This window comes from Serratia sp. FDAARGOS_506 (genome assembly GCF_003812745.1).
In the GTDB taxonomy this organism is placed as follows: Bacteria; Pseudomonadota; Gammaproteobacteria; order Enterobacterales; family Enterobacteriaceae; genus Serratia.
The window spans coordinates 4031923-4047807 of record NZ_CP033831.1; the positions used below are offsets into that span (position 1 = coordinate 4031923).

Annotated in this window: 13 protein-coding genes; 8 read left to right on the forward strand and 5 right to left on the reverse strand. The window is 61.3% G+C overall.

Going from position 1 to position 15885, the window contains the following annotated elements; translation table 11 throughout:
- Positions 1 to 130 precede the first annotated feature (130 nt).
- Complete coding sequence (pspF, locus tag EGY12_RS19545; RefSeq protein ID WP_123895072.1) at positions 131 to 1138, forward strand: phage shock protein operon transcriptional activator; 1008 nt, start codon at positions 131 to 133, stop codon at positions 1136 to 1138.
- Between the two features lie 193 nt (positions 1139 to 1331).
- Here the strand turns inward: pspF and zigA are convergent, their stop codons facing one another.
- From zigA to folE2, 3 genes are read right to left on the reverse strand one after another with little or no spacing between them, the layout of a single operon-like run.
- Positions 1332 to 2519: a zinc metallochaperone GTPase ZigA gene (zigA, locus tag EGY12_RS19550; protein WP_123895073.1), complete on the reverse strand. Its 1188-nt coding sequence runs from the start codon at positions 2517 to 2519 to the stop codon at positions 1332 to 1334.
- A 10-nt stretch (positions 2520 to 2529) separates the two neighbouring features.
- Positions 2530 to 3090, reverse strand: coding sequence for a carbonate dehydratase (locus EGY12_RS19555; protein ID WP_123895074.1), 561 nt, complete (start codon positions 3088 to 3090; stop codon positions 2530 to 2532).
- A complete protein-coding gene (gene folE2, locus EGY12_RS19560) occupies positions 3080 to 4006 on the reverse strand; it encodes a GTP cyclohydrolase FolE2 (protein WP_123895075.1) in 927 nt (308 codons plus the stop codon). Before folE2 ends, EGY12_RS19555 begins: the two co-directional genes overlap by 11 nt.
- 204 nt (positions 4007 to 4210) lie before the next feature.
- On the opposite strand from folE2, the gene sapA reads away from it, so the two are divergent.
- The 6 genes from sapA to EGY12_RS19595 all read left to right on the forward strand — a co-directional run bounded on the left by sapA (position 4211) and on the right by EGY12_RS19595 (position 11111).
- Positions 4211 to 5860, forward strand: a complete 1650-nt coding sequence (gene sapA / locus EGY12_RS19565; protein ID WP_049202406.1) for an ABC transporter substrate-binding protein SapA — start codon at positions 4211 to 4213, stop codon at positions 5858 to 5860.
- Positions 5857 to 6822, forward strand: coding sequence for a putrescine export ABC transporter permease SapB (sapB, locus tag EGY12_RS19570; RefSeq protein ID WP_038880380.1), 966 nt, complete (start codon positions 5857 to 5859; stop codon positions 6820 to 6822). The genes sapA and sapB overlap by 4 nt, the downstream gene beginning before the upstream one ends.
- Positions 6809 to 7699, forward strand: a complete 891-nt coding sequence (gene sapC / locus EGY12_RS19575) for a putrescine export ABC transporter permease SapC (RefSeq protein ID WP_004930580.1) — start codon at positions 6809 to 6811, stop codon at positions 7697 to 7699. The genes sapB and sapC overlap by 14 nt, the downstream gene beginning before the upstream one ends.
- Positions 7699 to 8691: a putrescine export ABC transporter ATP-binding protein SapD gene (sapD, locus tag EGY12_RS19580; RefSeq protein WP_004930587.1), complete on the forward strand. Its 993-nt coding sequence runs from the start codon at positions 7699 to 7701 to the stop codon at positions 8689 to 8691. The genes sapC and sapD overlap by 1 nt, the downstream gene beginning before the upstream one ends.
- Position 8692: 1 nt before the next feature.
- Positions 8693 to 9505 (forward strand): putrescine export ABC transporter ATP-binding protein SapF, encoded by an 813-nt coding sequence (gene sapF / locus EGY12_RS19585; protein ID WP_123895076.1) that lies wholly within the window; start codon positions 8693 to 8695, stop codon positions 9503 to 9505.
- Positions 9506 to 9926: 421 nt separating this feature from the next.
- A complete protein-coding gene (locus tag EGY12_RS19595; protein ID WP_123895077.1) occupies positions 9927 to 11111 on the forward strand; it encodes a peroxidase-related enzyme in 1185 nt (394 codons plus the stop codon).
- A gap of 43 nt (positions 11112 to 11154) precedes the next feature.
- Here EGY12_RS19595 and EGY12_RS19600 read toward each other — a convergent pair whose 3' ends face one another.
- A complete protein-coding gene (locus EGY12_RS19600) occupies positions 11155 to 12060 on the reverse strand; it encodes a LysR family transcriptional regulator (RefSeq protein WP_025303008.1) in 906 nt (301 codons plus the stop codon).
- Between the two features lie 65 nt (positions 12061 to 12125).
- Positions 12126 to 13295, reverse strand: a complete 1170-nt coding sequence (gene dacD, locus EGY12_RS19605; RefSeq protein ID WP_123895078.1) for a serine-type D-Ala-D-Ala carboxypeptidase DacD — start codon at positions 13293 to 13295, stop codon at positions 12126 to 12128.
- A 282-nt stretch (positions 13296 to 13577) separates the two neighbouring features.
- Here dacD and EGY12_RS19610 point away from each other — a divergent pair, with 282 nt between their 5' ends.
- Positions 13578 to 15884, forward strand: a complete 2307-nt coding sequence (locus EGY12_RS19610) for an FdhF/YdeP family oxidoreductase (RefSeq protein WP_123895079.1) — start codon at positions 13578 to 13580, stop codon at positions 15882 to 15884.
- The last annotated feature ends 1 nt before the right edge of the window (position 15885 follow it).

A 15885-nucleotide genomic window follows, 5' to 3' on the forward strand; every position in this document is an offset into this window, starting at 1 on the left:
GCTTGCCTGAAGATATAATCAAAACCCGTGCCAACTTTTATTTCATTGAAAAAAAAGACTATTATTTTTTTGACTCTCTGTGTGCTTGCTGTAGAGTGATTATTTTCACTAAACATTGGCGAATTTCATCATGAATGAGCAGCCAGAGAATTTGTTGGGCGAAGCGAACGCCTTTGTCGACGTCCTGGAGCAAGTCTCCCAGGTCGCCAAGCTGAACAAACCGGTGCTGGTGATCGGCGAGCGCGGCACCGGCAAGGAGCTGATCGCCCACCGTCTGCACTACCTCTCCAACCGCTGGCAAGGGCCGTTTATCTCGCTTAACTGCGCGGCGTTGAATGAAAACCTGCTGGATTCCGAACTGTTCGGCCACGAGGCCGGCGCCTTTACCGGCGCCCAAAAGCGCCATCTGGGGCGCTTCGAGCGCGCCGACGGCGGCACGCTGTTTCTCGATGAGCTGGCGACCGCGCCGATGCTGGTGCAGGAAAAATTGCTGCGGGTGATCGAATACGGCCAGCTGGAGCGCGTGGGTGGCAGCCAGCCGCTGCGGGTGGATGTGCGCCTGGTGTGCGCCACCAACGACGATCTGCCGGCGCTGGCGGCGGCGGGCAAGTTCCGCGCCGATCTGCTGGATCGGCTGGCGTTCGACGTGGTGCAGCTGCCGCCGCTGCGCCAACGGCGGCCCGATATCATGCTGTTGGCCGAGCATTTCGCCATTCAAATGTGCCGCGAGCTGGCGCTGCCGCTGTTTCCCGGCTTTACCGAGCATGCCAGGCGAACGCTGCTCGAGTATGGCTGGCCGGGCAACGTGCGCGAACTGAAAAACGTGGTGGAGCGCTCGGTTTATCGCCACGGCGACAGCGACAGCCCGCTGGACGACATCGTCATTAACCCGTTTGCACCACGCGAGGCCACGCCGGTCGCGCCCGTTCCTGAAGACGCCGGCGCGTTACCGCCGCTGCCGCTGGATTTGAAACACTGGCAGCAGGAGCAGGAGAAGGCATTGATCGAAGCGGCGCTGCAGCAGGGGCGCTTCAATCAGCGCAAGGCGGCGCAGCTGCTGGGGCTCACCTACCACCAGCTGCGCGGCATGCTGAAAAAGCATGCGCTGCTGCAAAACGGCGAAGTGGACGAGGAATAACAGGTAAAAAAAAAGCCAGCACCCGAGCTGGCTTAAAAAACACTGGAAGCAATGTGAGCAATGTCGTGCCTTCCACATCAGAGCCGCAAACTGTGGCCTTCCGTGAACTGCCAGGCGATGATAATAGTTATCAGTATCGTCTGTAAAGCACTTTGTTGAGAATTTTTCTCATTACCACACGAAGATTGCGCAATTACCACTCAGGGAACGGGTCTGCCATGTCCAGCCAATAGTCCACGCCGGCGGCCATTTCATCATCGCTTAGCAGGCAGTCGTTCAACAGACGCACGATCGTCGCCTGCTGCAGGTGCTGGCCGATAAACACCAGCTCCTGGCGCATGTCGCCGAATGGCTCCACCCATTTTTCCTGAATGTGCGCCCGCGTTTCGGGATCCTGCGGCCAATTATCTTGCGGAATGGCGCGCCAAAAGGTGCCCGCGAGACCATAGTGGGCGATGCCCCCTGCCTGGCTCCACTGCCCGGCCTGCCGCGGCCGCGTCGCCAGCCAGAAAAAGCCTTTCGAGCGCAGCAGCTTGCCGCCGCCCCAATCGCCGTTGATCACACGGTAAAACTTGTCCGGCGCAAACGGCCGCCGCGCCTGATAGACGAAGCTGCTGATGCCGTAGTTTTCCGTTTCCGGCACGTGCTCGCCGCGCAGCTCTTTCAGCCAGCCGGGCGCCTGCTGCGCCTTTTCAAAGCTGAAGCTGCCGGTATTCAGCACCGCCTCAAGCGGCAGTTTGCCTGGCGCGATCGGCACAATGCGGGCGTCGGGGTTCAGGCTGGCCAACAGCGCCATCACTTCGCCCTGCTGAGTTGGCGTCAACAGATCGGTCTTGCTGACCAGAAGCACGTCGCAGAATTCAATTTGCTCAATCAGCAGATCCGCCACGCTGCGCAGATCGTCCTCGCCCAGGCTTTGGCCAGCCTCCTGCAGGCTTTGCGCCTGCTGATACTGCTGGATGAAATTCACTCCGTCGACCACCGTCACCAGGGTATCCAGCCGGGCGAACTGCGACAGGCTTTCGCCTTCTTCATCCTCAAAGGTAAAGGTTTCCGCCACCGGCAGCGGCTCGGAGATGCCGCTCGATTCGATCAACAGGTAATCGAAACGCCCGTCCTGCGCCAGCTCACGCACCGAGACCAACAGGTCTTCGCGCAGCGTGCAGCAAATGCAGCCGTTGCTCATCTCCACCAGCTTCTCTTCCTGGCGATCGAGATGCACTTCATTTTCCACCAGTGCGGCGTCGATATTCACTTCGCTCATGTCGTTGACGATCACCGCCACGCGCATGCCCTGCCGGTTGTTCAGGATGTGGTTCAGCACCGTGGTCTTGCCGGCGCCGAGAAAGCCGGAAAGCACGGTCACGGGAAGTTGTTTCATGGGAGCCTCATTAAAATTCATTGCGTAATGCCTGATAGCCGCGCACCAGTTCGACGTTGGTGGCGGCCACTTCTTCGGAAAATTGCAGCGCGCCGCGATCGACCTGGCGATAGCGCGACAGGTCGCTGTCCGGCCCCACGCGCTCGGTCGACGGGATATAGCGGTCTTCCGGCAGCGTCACGCCGTCCACCACCGCGTTGTAGCGCACCACGCAGCCGGACTGGATGTGGCAGTTGAACAGTACGCTGTTGAAACCGATAAATACCCGATCGTCGATGCGGCACGGGCCGTGAACGATGGCGCGGTGGGCGATCGAGCTATAACGGCCAATGGTGACCGCCGCCCCACTCTTGGAGTGGATCACCACGCCGTCCTGAATATTGGAGTGCGAGCCGATGACGATCGGCTCCATGTCGCCGGTGGCGTTCAACTCGTCGGCGCGGATCACCGCATAAGGGCCGACGTAGACGAAATCTTCGACGATCACCCGGCCGCAAATAATGGCGGTGGGGTCGATGTAGGCCAGCGGTGAGACCTGCGGCAGATGGCCGCTGGGGTTTTTACGCAGCATGATTCGCCCCTCGCCAGCTCAGCTCCGCGACCGCATTGTGGGCATGCAGACTCTCCTGATGCTCGACGCGCAGTGAGAAGGCGCGGTAATCACACTGGCTGCGCAGCATGCGATACAGGCGCCGCGCAGCATCCTCGCAAAACATCAGGTTCTGACCGTTGGCCAACGCGAAGGCCTGCTCGTCGCTACGTTTCACCAGCGTTTGTACCGGCGTGCCCAGCGCGTGTTCGATGCGGTCGATCAATTTCACCGGTTCGAACGCCCGTTCATTCTCGGGCGTCACGGTGACCCAGGCCCAGCTGCGCTGGCTGTGAGGGGTGGCCGGCATTCCCTGCTCCAACAGCCACTCGCTCACCTGCCGTTGGCTGACCCGCTCCGCCGCCTGTTCAAAATCAAACTGAAACTGTTGCTGCGCCAACTGACGGCTGAGCGCCGCCGAACTCGGACAGGTAGAGGAGTAAGGCACGCCGACGGTCAGCGCCAGCGTCAGCGTGTTCGTCAGGGTCGCCTCGATGCGCAGCGGGTAAGCCTTCCAGCCGCGCTGCGGTGACAGCAACGCCGGGCGCGACAGCAGCAGTTCGCCGCTGATCGCCAGTTTGGCGCGATCGCTGTATTCCGGCTGCGAATCCAGAAAGGCCTGTAGCGTGCGGCCGATGCGCTGCGGCGTCAGCTCGCCCTGCGTCAATTCGTCCAGCGCCAGATACAGCCGCGACATGTGAATACCGCGCTCGCCCGCCGCTTCAGCGCGCAGGTTAATACCGGCGTCGACCTTGGCCATCAATGGTTTGCCGGCCAGCTCCAGCGGCAGTGCGATCCCTTGCATCCCGACCCAATCGAGCCCGACATCACTCATTTCGCCGCGCCATGCCTGAGCGTCCGGCAGCGAACGGCGTGGTGGAAGTGCAACTTCGTTCATACATCCCCTTGCGTTATTGTGACTTTGCCGGGGAACGGTATCATGATTTTGTTATGTTATAACATATCAAATAAGATTTTTTTCACGCCGTTGGACGGCCTGATTAATCAAGTCGCAGAAAACTCAGCGATTTTGCTCAATGGATTGGGCTGCCGGTCAGAGTGCGATACACTAACGCTATTGCTGATTAACCCATGAGCCTCTATGCGTGGTTTACCCTTTTGGATATTGTCGTTGTGCCTGACGGGCTCCGCCCTGGCCGCGACAACACCGCCCGCGCCCAGCGCGGCGCCGCTGCCGGACATTCGCCAGAGCGGCTTTGTTTATTGCGTCAGCGGCATACTGAATACCTTTAACCCGCAAATGGCCAGCAGCGGCCTGACGGTAGATACCCTGGCCGCCCAGCTGTACGATCGCCTGTTGGATGTCGATCCCTACACCTACCGGCTGATCCCCGAGCTGGCCCAAAGCTGGGAAGTGCTGGACAACGGCGCCACCTACCGCTTCCATCTGCGCAAAGACGTGCCGTTCCAGACCACCGCCTGGTTCACGCCTACCCGCAAGATGAACGCCGACGACGTGGTGTTCAGCTTCGCGCGCGTATTTGACCAGAAACACCCGTATCACGACGTCAACGGCGGCGAATACCCCTATTTCGACAGCCTGCAGTTCGGCGATTCGGTGCAGAGTGTGAGAAAGCTCGACGACTACACGGTGGAGATTCGCCTGCAGTCGCCGGACGCCTCGTTCCTGTGGCACCTGGCGACCCACTACGCGCCGGTGCTATCCGCCGAATACGCCGACACGCTGACGCGCGAAGGCCACCAGGAGCTGATCGACCGTGAGCCGGTCGGCAGCGGCCCGTTCCTGCTCAACGAATACCGCTCGGGGCAATATATTCGCCTGGCGCGCAACGCCGCCTACTGGAAAGGCCTGCCGCGCATGCCGCAGGTGGTGATCGATCTGGGCGCCGGCGGCACCGGCCGCCTTTCCAAGCTGCTGACCGGCGAATGCGACGTGTTGGCCTATCCGGCGGCCAGCCAGCTGTCTATCCTGCGCGACGATCCGCGCCTGCGCCTGACGCTGCGCCCGGGGATGAACATCGCCTACCTGGCGTTCAACACCCGCAAACCGCCGCTCGACAACCTCAACGTGCGCCAGGCGATCTCGCTGGCGATCAATAACCAGCGGTTGATGCAGTCGATCTATTACGGTACGGCGGAAACCGCCGCCTCGATCCTGCCGCGAGCCTCCTGGGCCTATGACAACGACGCGCATGTCACCGAATACGATCCGGCCAAATCGCGCGAAATGCTGCGGCAGGCCGGCGTCGGCCAGCTGAACCTGAAGCTGTGGGTGCCGACCGCTTCGCAGTCTTACAACCCGAGCCCGCTGAAAACCGCCGAGCTGATTCAGGCCGATCTCGGCCAGGTGGGCATCAACGTCACCATCGTGCCGGTAGAGGGCCGCTTCCAGGAGGCGCGCCTGATGGAGATGAACCACGATCTGACCCTGACCGGCTGGGCCACCGACAGCAACGACCCGGACAGCTTCTTCCGGCCGCTGCTGAGCTGCGCGGCAATCCGTTCGCAAACCAACTATGCTCACTGGTGTGACCCGGGCTTCGATGAGGTGCTGCAGAATGCGCTGCTGTCGCAGCAGCTGTCTCAGCGCATCGACAATTACCGCAAAGCGCAGAAAATCCTCGAGCAGCAACTGCCGGTGCTGCCGCTGGCCTCTTCCCTGCGGCTGCAGGCCTACCGCTACGACATCAAGGGATTGGTGCTGAGCCCGTTCGGCAACGCCTCGTTCGCCGGGGTGTACCGTGAATCCGCGCCGGAGGTGAAAAAGTGATTATCTTTACCCTGCGCCGCATTTTGCTGCTGCTGATCACGCTGTTCTTCCTGACGCTGGTCAGCTTCAGCCTGAGTTATTTCACGCCGCGCGCGCCGCTGAACGGCGCCGCCCTGCTGGACGCCTATCAGTTCTACTTCGTCAGCCTGCTGCACTGGGACTTCGGCGTCTCCAGCATCAACGGTCAGGCGATCAGCGAACAGCTGCGCGAAGTGTTCCCGGCTACCATGGAATTGTGCCTGCTGGCCTTCGCTCTGGCGTTGTTTATCGGCATTCCGCTGGGCATCATCGCCGGCGTGCTGCGCGGCAAGTGGCAGGACACCGCCATCAGCACCTTCGCGCTGCTGGGCTTCTCGATGCCGGTGTTCTGGCTGGCGCTGCTGCTGATGCTGTTCTTCTCGCTGCATCTGGGCTGGCTGCCGGTTTCCGGCCGTTTCGACCTGCTGTATCAGGTGAAGCCGATCACCGGTTTCGCGCTGATCGACGCCTGGCTGTCGGACTCGCCGTACCGCGCCGAGATGATCGGCAGCGCCCTGCGCCACATGATCCTGCCGATCGCCGCGCTGGCGGTGGCGCCCACCACCGAAGTGGTGCGCCTGATGCGCATCAGCACCGACGACGTGCTGAGCCAAAACTACATCAAGGCCGCCGCCACCCGCGGCCTGTCGCGCTTCACCATCATTCGCCGGCACGTGTTGCACAATGCGCTGCCGCCGATCATCCCCAAACTGGGGCTGCAGTTCTCCACCATGCTCACGCTGGCGATGATCACTGAAGTGGTGTTCAGCTGGCCGGGCCTCGGCCGGTGGCTGATCAACGCCATTCGCCAGCAGGACTATGCGGCGATCTCCGCCGGCGTCATGGTGGTCGGCACGCTGGTGATCACCATTAACGTCCTGGCCGACATTCTGGGTGCGGCAACCAACCCGCTGAAACATAAGGAATGGTATGCCCTTCGATAACGTATACCGCGAGAAAAAGATGCCGAGCCCGCTGCGCTACACCTGGCGGATTTTCTACGGCGACGCGCTGGCGATGATCGGTTTTTACGGGGTGATCGCCCTGCTGCTGCTGTCACTGTTCGGCAGCCTGCTGGCGCCCTACGCGCTGGATCAGCAGTTCCTCGGCTATCAGCTGCTGCCGCCGTCCTGGTCGCGCTACGGCAATGTGTCGTTCTTTCTCGGCACCGACGATCTCGGGCGCGACATCCTCAGCCGTCTGTTGACCGGCACCGCCGCCACCTTCGGCTCTGCGCTGGCGGTGACGTTGGCCGCGGCGTTCTGCGGGGTGATCCTCGGCGTGTTCGCCGGCGTCACCCACGGGCTGCGCTCGGCGGTGCTCAACCACATTCTCGATACCCTGCTGTCCATCCCGTCGCTGCTGCTGGCGATCGTGGTGGTGGCGTTTATCGGCCCCAAACTTGAACACGCCATGCTGGCGGTGTGGCTCGCCTTGCTGCCGCGCATGGTGCGCACCATCTACAGCGCGGTGCACGACGAGCTGGAGAAAGAGTACGTGGTGGCGGCGCGGCTCGATGGGGCTTCCACGCTGCAGATCCTGTGGTACGCAGTGATGCCGAACATCGCGGCGGTGCTGGTGACCGAGTTCACCCGCGCGCTGTCGATGGCCATTTTGGATATCGCCGCGCTCGGCTTCCTCGATCTCGGCGCGCAGTTGCCTTCGCCTGAATGGGGAGCGATGCTCGGCGATTCGCTTGAGCTGGTGTACGTCGCCCCCTGGACGGTGATGCTGCCCGGCGCGGCCATTCTCGTCAGCGTGCTGCTGGTTAACCTGTTAGGCGACGGTATGCGCCGCGCAATCAATGCCGGGGTGGAATAATGCCGTTACTCGATATCCGCAATCTGACGATTGAATTTATGACCGCCGAAGGGCCGGTCAAGGCGGTCGATCGCGTCAGCATGACGCTGACCGAGGGCGAGGTGCGCGGCCTGGTGGGCGAATCGGGCTCCGGCAAGAGCCTGATCGCCAAAGCCATCTGCGGCGTGACCAAAGACAACTGGCGCGTCACCGCCGATCGCTTCCGCTTCGACGACATCGATCTGCTGCAGCTGAGCCCGCGCGAACGGCGCAGGCTGGTGGGCCACAACGTCTCGATGATTTTCCAGGAACCGCAGTCTTGTCTCGATCCTTCCGAGAGCATCGGCCGCCAGCTGGCGCAGGCCATCCCGGGCTGGACTTACAAGGGACACTGGTGGCAGCGCTTCAACTGGCGCAAACGCCGCGCCATCGAACTGCTGCACCGCGTCGGCATCAAGGATCACGACGACATCATGGGCAGCTTCCCGTACGAGTTGACCGAAGGCGAGTGTCAGAAAGTGATGATCGCCATCGCGCTGGCCAACCAGCCGCGGCTGCTGATCGCCGATGAGCCGACCAACGCCATGGAGCCGACTACCCAGGCACAGATTTTCCGCCTGTTGGCACGCCTCAATCAGAACAACAACACCACCATTCTGCTGATCAGCCACGATTTGCAGATGATGAGCAAGTGGGCCGACCGGGTGAACGTGCTGTACTGTGGGCAAACGGTAGAAAGCGCCCAGTGCGAAGAGCTGCTGGCCGCGCCGCACCACCCTTACACCCAGGCGCTGATCCGCGCCATGCCTGACTTCGGCCGCTCGCTGCCGCACAAGAGCCGGTTGAACACGCTGCCGGGCGCTATTCCTTCGCTGGAACACCTGCCTATCGGCTGCCGCCTGGGGCCGCGCTGCCCTTACGCGCAGAAGAAATGCATCGAAACGCCGCGCCTGCGCCCGGTCAAGAACCACTTCTTCGCCTGCCACTTCCCGCTCAACATGGAGGAGCAATAACATGGAAACGCTGTTGGAAGTGCGCAACCTGAGTAAAACCTACCGCTACCGTACCGGGCTGTTCCGTCGCCAGCACGTCGAGGCGGTGAAATCGGTTAGCTTTACCCTGCGCGAAGGCCAGACGCTGGCGGTGATCGGCGAGAATGGCTCCGGCAAATCCACGCTGGCGAAGATGCTCTCCGGCATGGTGGAACCGACCGCCGGCGAACTGCTGATCGACGATCACCCGCTGGAATTTGGCGATTATCGCTACCGTAGCCAGCGCATTCGCATGATTTTTCAGGATCCGAGCACCTCGCTCAACCCGCGCCAACGCATCGGCCAACTGCTGGACGCGCCGCTGCGGCTGAACACCGATCTGGAACCCGCCGAGCGCGAGCAACGCATCAACCAGACGCTGCGCCAGGTCGGCATGCTGCCGGATCACGCCTACTATTATCCGCACATGCTGGCTTCCGGGCAGAAACAGCGCGTCGCGCTGGCGCGTGCGCTGATCCTGCAGCCGAAAGTGATCGTCGCCGATGAGGCGCTGGCTTCGCTGGACATGTCGATGCGTTCGCAAATCATCAACCTGATGCTGGAACTGCAGGAAAAACACGGCATTGCCTATATCTATGTCACCCAGCACCTTGGCATGATGAAGCATATCAGCGACCAGGTGCTGGTGATGCACGAAGGGGAAATCGTCGAACGCGGCAGCACCGCCGAGGTATTGGCGGCGCCGTTGCACGAATTGACCAAGCGGCTTATCGCCAGCCATTTCGGCGAGGCGCTGACCGCCGATGCCTGGCGACGCGACGGCGGCCGTTTCTGAGCCACGGCTGTACATGCAAACCCGCTGCGGCGGGTTTTTTATTGCCGTGCGCGCCTGCCGCTTAGCGAGAAAGCGCACATACAAATTACATTATTGTTATATATCCTTATATTTTATTCCTTTCAGTTATTGATTAGTCCGTAACATTATTTTATCTCGCCTGGGCGATCGGTGAAGATATCCCCTACGTTGAGCCTCTCATACGACAGGATATCGCACTGATGAACAGCCTTCGCCATCGCCACCTCACGCAGTTTCTGCTCACGCTGGCCGCCGGTTTCTCTGTTTACGGCCACGCGCTGTACTGCGATGAGCTGCGCTAAATCCGCCTTTCGCCCCGCCTGCGGGCATGTTGCCTCTTTGTCCAGCCGCCGCTGCCGTATGTACCGGCGGCTGTTGACCGTGATTAAGGATTGACCCCATGGAACGACTCCGTCGACAACATAACGCCCAGTGGTATCACGAAACCCAAAGCAGCGTGCGTGGCGATGCGCCGTTGGAGCCGCAGGCGGCTACCCTGCGCGATCGTTTTTTGCTGGGGCTGGGCGCCTTCGCCGATGAAGCGTTAAATAGCGCGCTCAGCGCCCGAGCTGGGGTATTCAACGCCTCACTGGCCAGCTACCACGCCCTGTTTCCCGACCAGGTGTCGTTATCACGATACGTGACATTGTCACCATACGATCGCCTCAGCACCGCGCTTACCGTCGCTCAGGTGACCGGCGTGCAGTCACTTTGTAGCCACTACGCCGCCCGCCTCGCCCCGTTGCACAGCCCGGACGCCTCCCGGGAAAGCAATATCCGCCTCGCCCAGATCACCCAATACGCTCGCCAACTCGCCAGCCAGCCCACGCTGATTTGCCGCAAGGCGCTGCAACAGCTTGGCGATGTCGGGCTGAGCCCGGCGGATATTGTCACCTTCTCGCAGGTCATCGGTTTTGTCAGCTATCAGGCGCGCGTAGTGGCGGGTGTGGCGGCGTTGGCCGGCCGACCGGCGGTGGTGGTGCCCGGTTTCCCTAATGTCGAAGACGCCGATGGTATCGCTTTCAGCACCGAAGAGTTGAGCTGGACTGCACGCCTGCCGCCGATTGACGTGGAAACTGCCGCCGCTGAACAGCTTGACGTGCTGGATCAGAGCCATCCGCAGGCGCGCGCCGAATCTTACTATCTGCTGTTGGCGCACGATGCCGCCGCACTGCGCGAGCGCAACGGCGTGTTCAACGGCATCAATGCCGAAGGGTATGGGTTATCGAGCCGCTTGAAAGCGCTGGCGACGCTGGCGGTCTCGCGCATCAACGGCAGCCGTTACTGTGCGGCTACCGTTGCGCAAGAGCTACAGGATGACGGACTGGCCCAGGCGCTGTTCAGCGGGCTGCCTCAGGGGGTGGCGTCTACCGAGGATACGGTCAAACGCGCTGTGATCCACACCGCCGCTGAACTGACGCGCGCACCGGAGAAATTCACCCCGCAGAGCGTGCAACCGTTGTTCAACAGCGGCCTGAACCAGGCGCAGGCGCTGGAAGTGATCCTCACCGCCGCGCTCTACGGCTGGGAAAACCGCCTGCGCCAAACGCTGGGCGATGCCGAATCTTTCATCGCCGCCGACTGAAGATCGCTACGCGGCCTGACTACCGGCCGCGATACGCCGCGTTTCAGACATTCTGCTGACGCAGCCACTCGCTGGCGGCGTCGAAGAATTTTTGCGCCAGCGGCGTGGCGCGCTCCGCCATATCGACCACCACCGCCGCATGACGCGGCATGGCGCCGATGGCCACCGGACGCCGTTGCAACGCCGGCATCAGCGGCGATTGCAGCTGGCCGCGCGGGAACAACCCACAGCCCAGGCCGACGAAAATCCCCTCCAGCAGTTGGAAGATCGAAGCGGTCTCCAGCCGCGTGTGCAGCGTTAACCCGGCGTCGCGGAAGTGCTGATCGAGATAGCGACGGAAATAACGCGTCGGCTCGGCCAGGCACAGCGGCAAAGCGGCCACCGCCTCCAGCGGCAACGGCGTATCGCCCACCAGCTTCGGGAAGTGTTGCGGATGAAATACCAACTCGACGCCGGTTTCCACCAGCGGTTGCGATTGGAAATGCAGCTCCTTCAAGGTCGACAGCTCGAAAAAGCCGATGCCGATGTCGACGGTATGCGCCGTCAGCGCCTCCAGCAGTTGATCGGCGCTCAGCACCGCCAGCCGATAATCGAGATGCGGGTAACGCTCGCTGACCGCCTTGAGCATTTCCGATACCGAGATACTGCACTGCGGCACCACGCCAAGACGCAGCGTGCCGTGCAAGCCGTGCTTGAGCGACTCCACCTCCAGTTTCAGCCCCTGGTAAACCGAGACGATCTCACGCGCCCACGCCAGCACCCGCTCACCTTCGGCAGTAAAACCACCGAAATGGTTGCCGCGGTTAATCAGCGAAACACCCAGCTCTTTTTCCAGATTTTTCAATCGCATGGACAGCGTCGGCTGGCTAACGAAGCTGGCCTCCGCCGCCCGGCCGAAGTGGCGTTCTCGTTCTAAATTACACAAATAAATCAGTTGTTTAATATCCATAGCGCGGCTCAATGATCGGCATTCGCGCTCAGTATACCACCGGGCGGCGGCGCCCGCCCGATGAGTCAGAGCTTCAGCTTCACGTAATCCACCAGGCGCGAGAACATGCCGCCCTGCGGCACCGCCTGCAGCGCCACCAGCGGCAGGGTTTTCACCACCTGGCCATTGTCGCTGATGCGGATCTCGCCGACGGTCTGCCCTTTGCCGATCGGTGCTTCCAGCCGCGCGGCATTGATCACGTACTGGGCCTTCAGCTTGTCCGCCTCGTTTTTCGGCAGGCTGAGCGACTGTTCTTGCGCGCTGCCGACAGGTAACCGGTGATTCTCGCCGTACCAGACCGGCTCTTCCCCCAGACTCTGGCCGGCGTTGAACAGGTGCACAGTAGTAAAGTCGCGCAGCCCCCAAGTTAATAGTTTACGCGCCTGCTCCTCACGCCCTTTGGAGCTTTTGCCACCCATCACCACGGCGATCAAGCGGCGATCCCCTTCGGTGGCGGAGGCAATAATGTTGAAGCCGGCAGAGGCGGTATGCCCGGTTTTCAAGCCGTCGACGTGCAGCGTCTTATCCCACAGCAGGCCATTGCGGTTCTGCTGCGTAATGCCGTTCCAGGTCAGCGACTTCTCGCTGTACATATGGTATTCCGCCGGCTCACTCATGATGATGGCGCGCGCAATCACCGCCAGATCGCCCGCGGTGGTGAACTGCCCAGGCGCATCCAGCCCGTGTACCGTTTCGAAATGGGTGTTCTGTAGGCCCAGCTGCGCACTCTTCTCGTTCATCAGCTTAACAAAGTTGGCCTGGCTGCCCGCCACATAGTCCGCCATTGCCACGCAGGCGTCGTTACCGGAATCGATGATGATGCCACGGCTGAGATCGCGCACCGTGACCCTGTCACCTGGCTTCAGGAACATCAAGGAAGACCCTTTGAACACCGGATTGCCCTGCGCCCAGGCGTCTTTCCCCACGGTGACGACATCGTCGAGGCCAATCTTGCGCTGGTCTAGCGCGTGGTCGATCACTAACCCGGTCATGAGTTTGGTCAGGCTGGCCGGATTGCGCCGTTCGTCGGCATTGCCCGCAGCCAGCACCTGGCCGGTGGTGTAATCCATCAAAACGTAAGAGGCGGCGTCTATCGCCGGCGGGGTCATGGTGGGAAAATTGGGCGTCGTTTCCGCCGCCTGCGCCGCTAAGGGCAGTAATATACCGCCGATCACCACTGATACTGAACGCTTCACGCTGTGTTCCTCAGGCCCGCAGGCTGAATAAAATGCCAATATAATCCGCGAGATAGACTGCATTAATTCACTTTCAGACGAAACCATTACTCTTTTGCAGCGGGTGTCTTTATGCAACCATTTGTTTACGGCGCCGCCCGCCAGCGATAGATGCGCTCTATGCCGCCATTGCCCCATTCGATTAGACGCCACCCCGCAGCGCCCCTAAACTTGTGACATAAATACGCAAGACGCATAAAAAAGCGTTTACTTTTTAGCTACAACCACCTGCGAAGTGTCACCATGAAATTCAAACCGTCAATCAAGCCTTATACCGGCCCGGCGGGCGGCTGGGGTTCGCTTGAAGCCACCACCCGCTTTGTCCTCGACAGTAAACAAACGCTAAAAAACATGCGCAACCTGATGCGCGTCAACAAGGCTCGCGGCTTCGACTGCCCTGGTTGCGCCTGGGGCGACGACAACCACAGCACTTTCAGCTTCTGCGAAAACGGCGCCAAAGCGGTCAGTTGGGAAGCGACGCGCAGTGCCGTGGAGCCCGAGTTCTTCGCCACCCACAGCGTCAGCACCCTGCAGCAGCAGAGCGACTATTTCCTCGAGTATCAGGGGCGCCTCACCCATCCGATGCGCTACAACGCCGAAACTGACCACTATGAACCTATCCATTGGCCGGACGCGCTGGCGCTGATCGCCAAGCACATCAACGGCATGGACAATCCGAACCAGATCGAGCTGTATACCTCGGGCCGGGCCAGCAACGAAGCGTCGTACCTTTATCAGCTGTTTGGCCGCATGCTTGGCACCAGTAATTTCCCCGACTGTTCCAATATGTGCCACGAAGCGAGCGGCGTTGGCCTGAAGCAGAGCATCGGCGTCGGCAAAGGCACCATCCGCATCGATGATTTCGAAAAGGCCGACGCCATCTTCGTGTTTGGCCAAAACCCCGGCACCAACCACCCGCGCATGCTGCACAGCCTGAAAAACGCCGCCCGACGCGGCGCGCGCATCGTAAGCTTCAACACCCTGCGCGAGCGCGGGCTGGAAAGGTTCGCCGATCCGCAGGATCCGGTACAAATGCTGACGCCAAAATCCTCGCCGATCAGCTCTTCCTATTACCAACCGAATCTGGGCGGCGATATGGCGGCGGTGCGCGGCATGGTGAAAGCCCTGCTGGAAACCCACCGTCAGCGCCTGGCCGCCGGTGAACCCGCCTTGTTCGACCTGGCGTTTATCGAACAGCACAGCGTTGGCGTAGAGGCTTACCTGGCGCAAGTGGACGCCACCGAGTGGCAGACCATTACCGCGCAGTCAGGCCTGAGCGAAGCGCAGCTGCGCCAGGCGGCGGCCACTTACCAGGGCGCCGAGCGGGTGATCTGCACCTGGGCGATGGGCGTGACTCAGCATAAGCACTCTATTGCGACGGTGCGTGAAATCACCAACCTGCAGCTGTTGTTCGGGCAACTGGGCAAACCGGGCGCCGGTTTGTGCCCGGTACGCGGCCACAGCAACGTCCAGGGCAACCGCACCATGGGGATCGACGAGAAGTCGCCCAAGGCGCTGCTCGACAGCCTGGAACGCCACTTTAACTTCACCGCCAATCGCGCGGTGGGCCACAACACGGTGGAAGCGATCGAAGCGATGCTGCGCGGCGAAGTGAAAGTGCTGATCGCGCTGGGGGGCAATCTGGCCGCCGCGGCGCCGGACACCGAGCGCACCGCCCGCGCCCTGCGCAACTGCGATTTGACGGTGCACATCAGCACCAAACTTAACCGCAGCCACCTGGTGACCGGCAAAGATGCGCTGATCCTGCCAACGCTCGGCCGCACCGAACTGGACATGCAAGCCAGCGGCTCGCAGTACATTACGGTCGAGGATTCGTTCAGCATGGTGCACGCCTCGGAAGGTATCGGCAAGCCGCTGGCGGAGACCCAACGTTCGGAGACGGCGATCGTCTGCGGCATCGCCGACGCGGTGCTGGGCACCCAGCAGCTGGATTGGCTGGAATTGGCCGACGACTATTCGTTGATCCGCGATCACATTGCCGCCACCATTCCCGGTTTCGAGGATTTCAACCGGCGCTGCGACCAGCCCGGTGGCTTCTACCTGGGCAATGCCGCCGCCGAACTGCGCTTCGCCACGCCGAGCGGCAAGGCAGAGTTCAGCGCCGCCGCGCTGCCGACTACCCTGTTCCCGCAGCTGGGCAGCGAGAAAGCGCCGTTCACCCTGCAAACGCTGCGCTCACACGATCAGTACAACACCACTATCTATGGTCTGGATGACCGCTACCGCGGCGTTTACGGCCAACGTGAGGTGCTGTTCATCCATCCGGAAGATCTGGCGGCGCTGGGCCTGCAGGATGGCGAACGGGTAGAGATAGAAACCCTGTGGAACGACGGCGTGGTGCGTAAAGTGGATGGGTTCAAGCTGGTGAGTTACGACATCCCGCGTGGCAACCTGGCAGCCTACTACCCGGAAACCAACCCGCTGGTGCCACTGGCCAGCTTCGGCGACGGTACCGGTACCCCGACCTCGAAGTCGATCCCGGTGGTGATTCGCCGCAGCGAACAGCAGCCTTCGCTGCGCATCGCCTGAA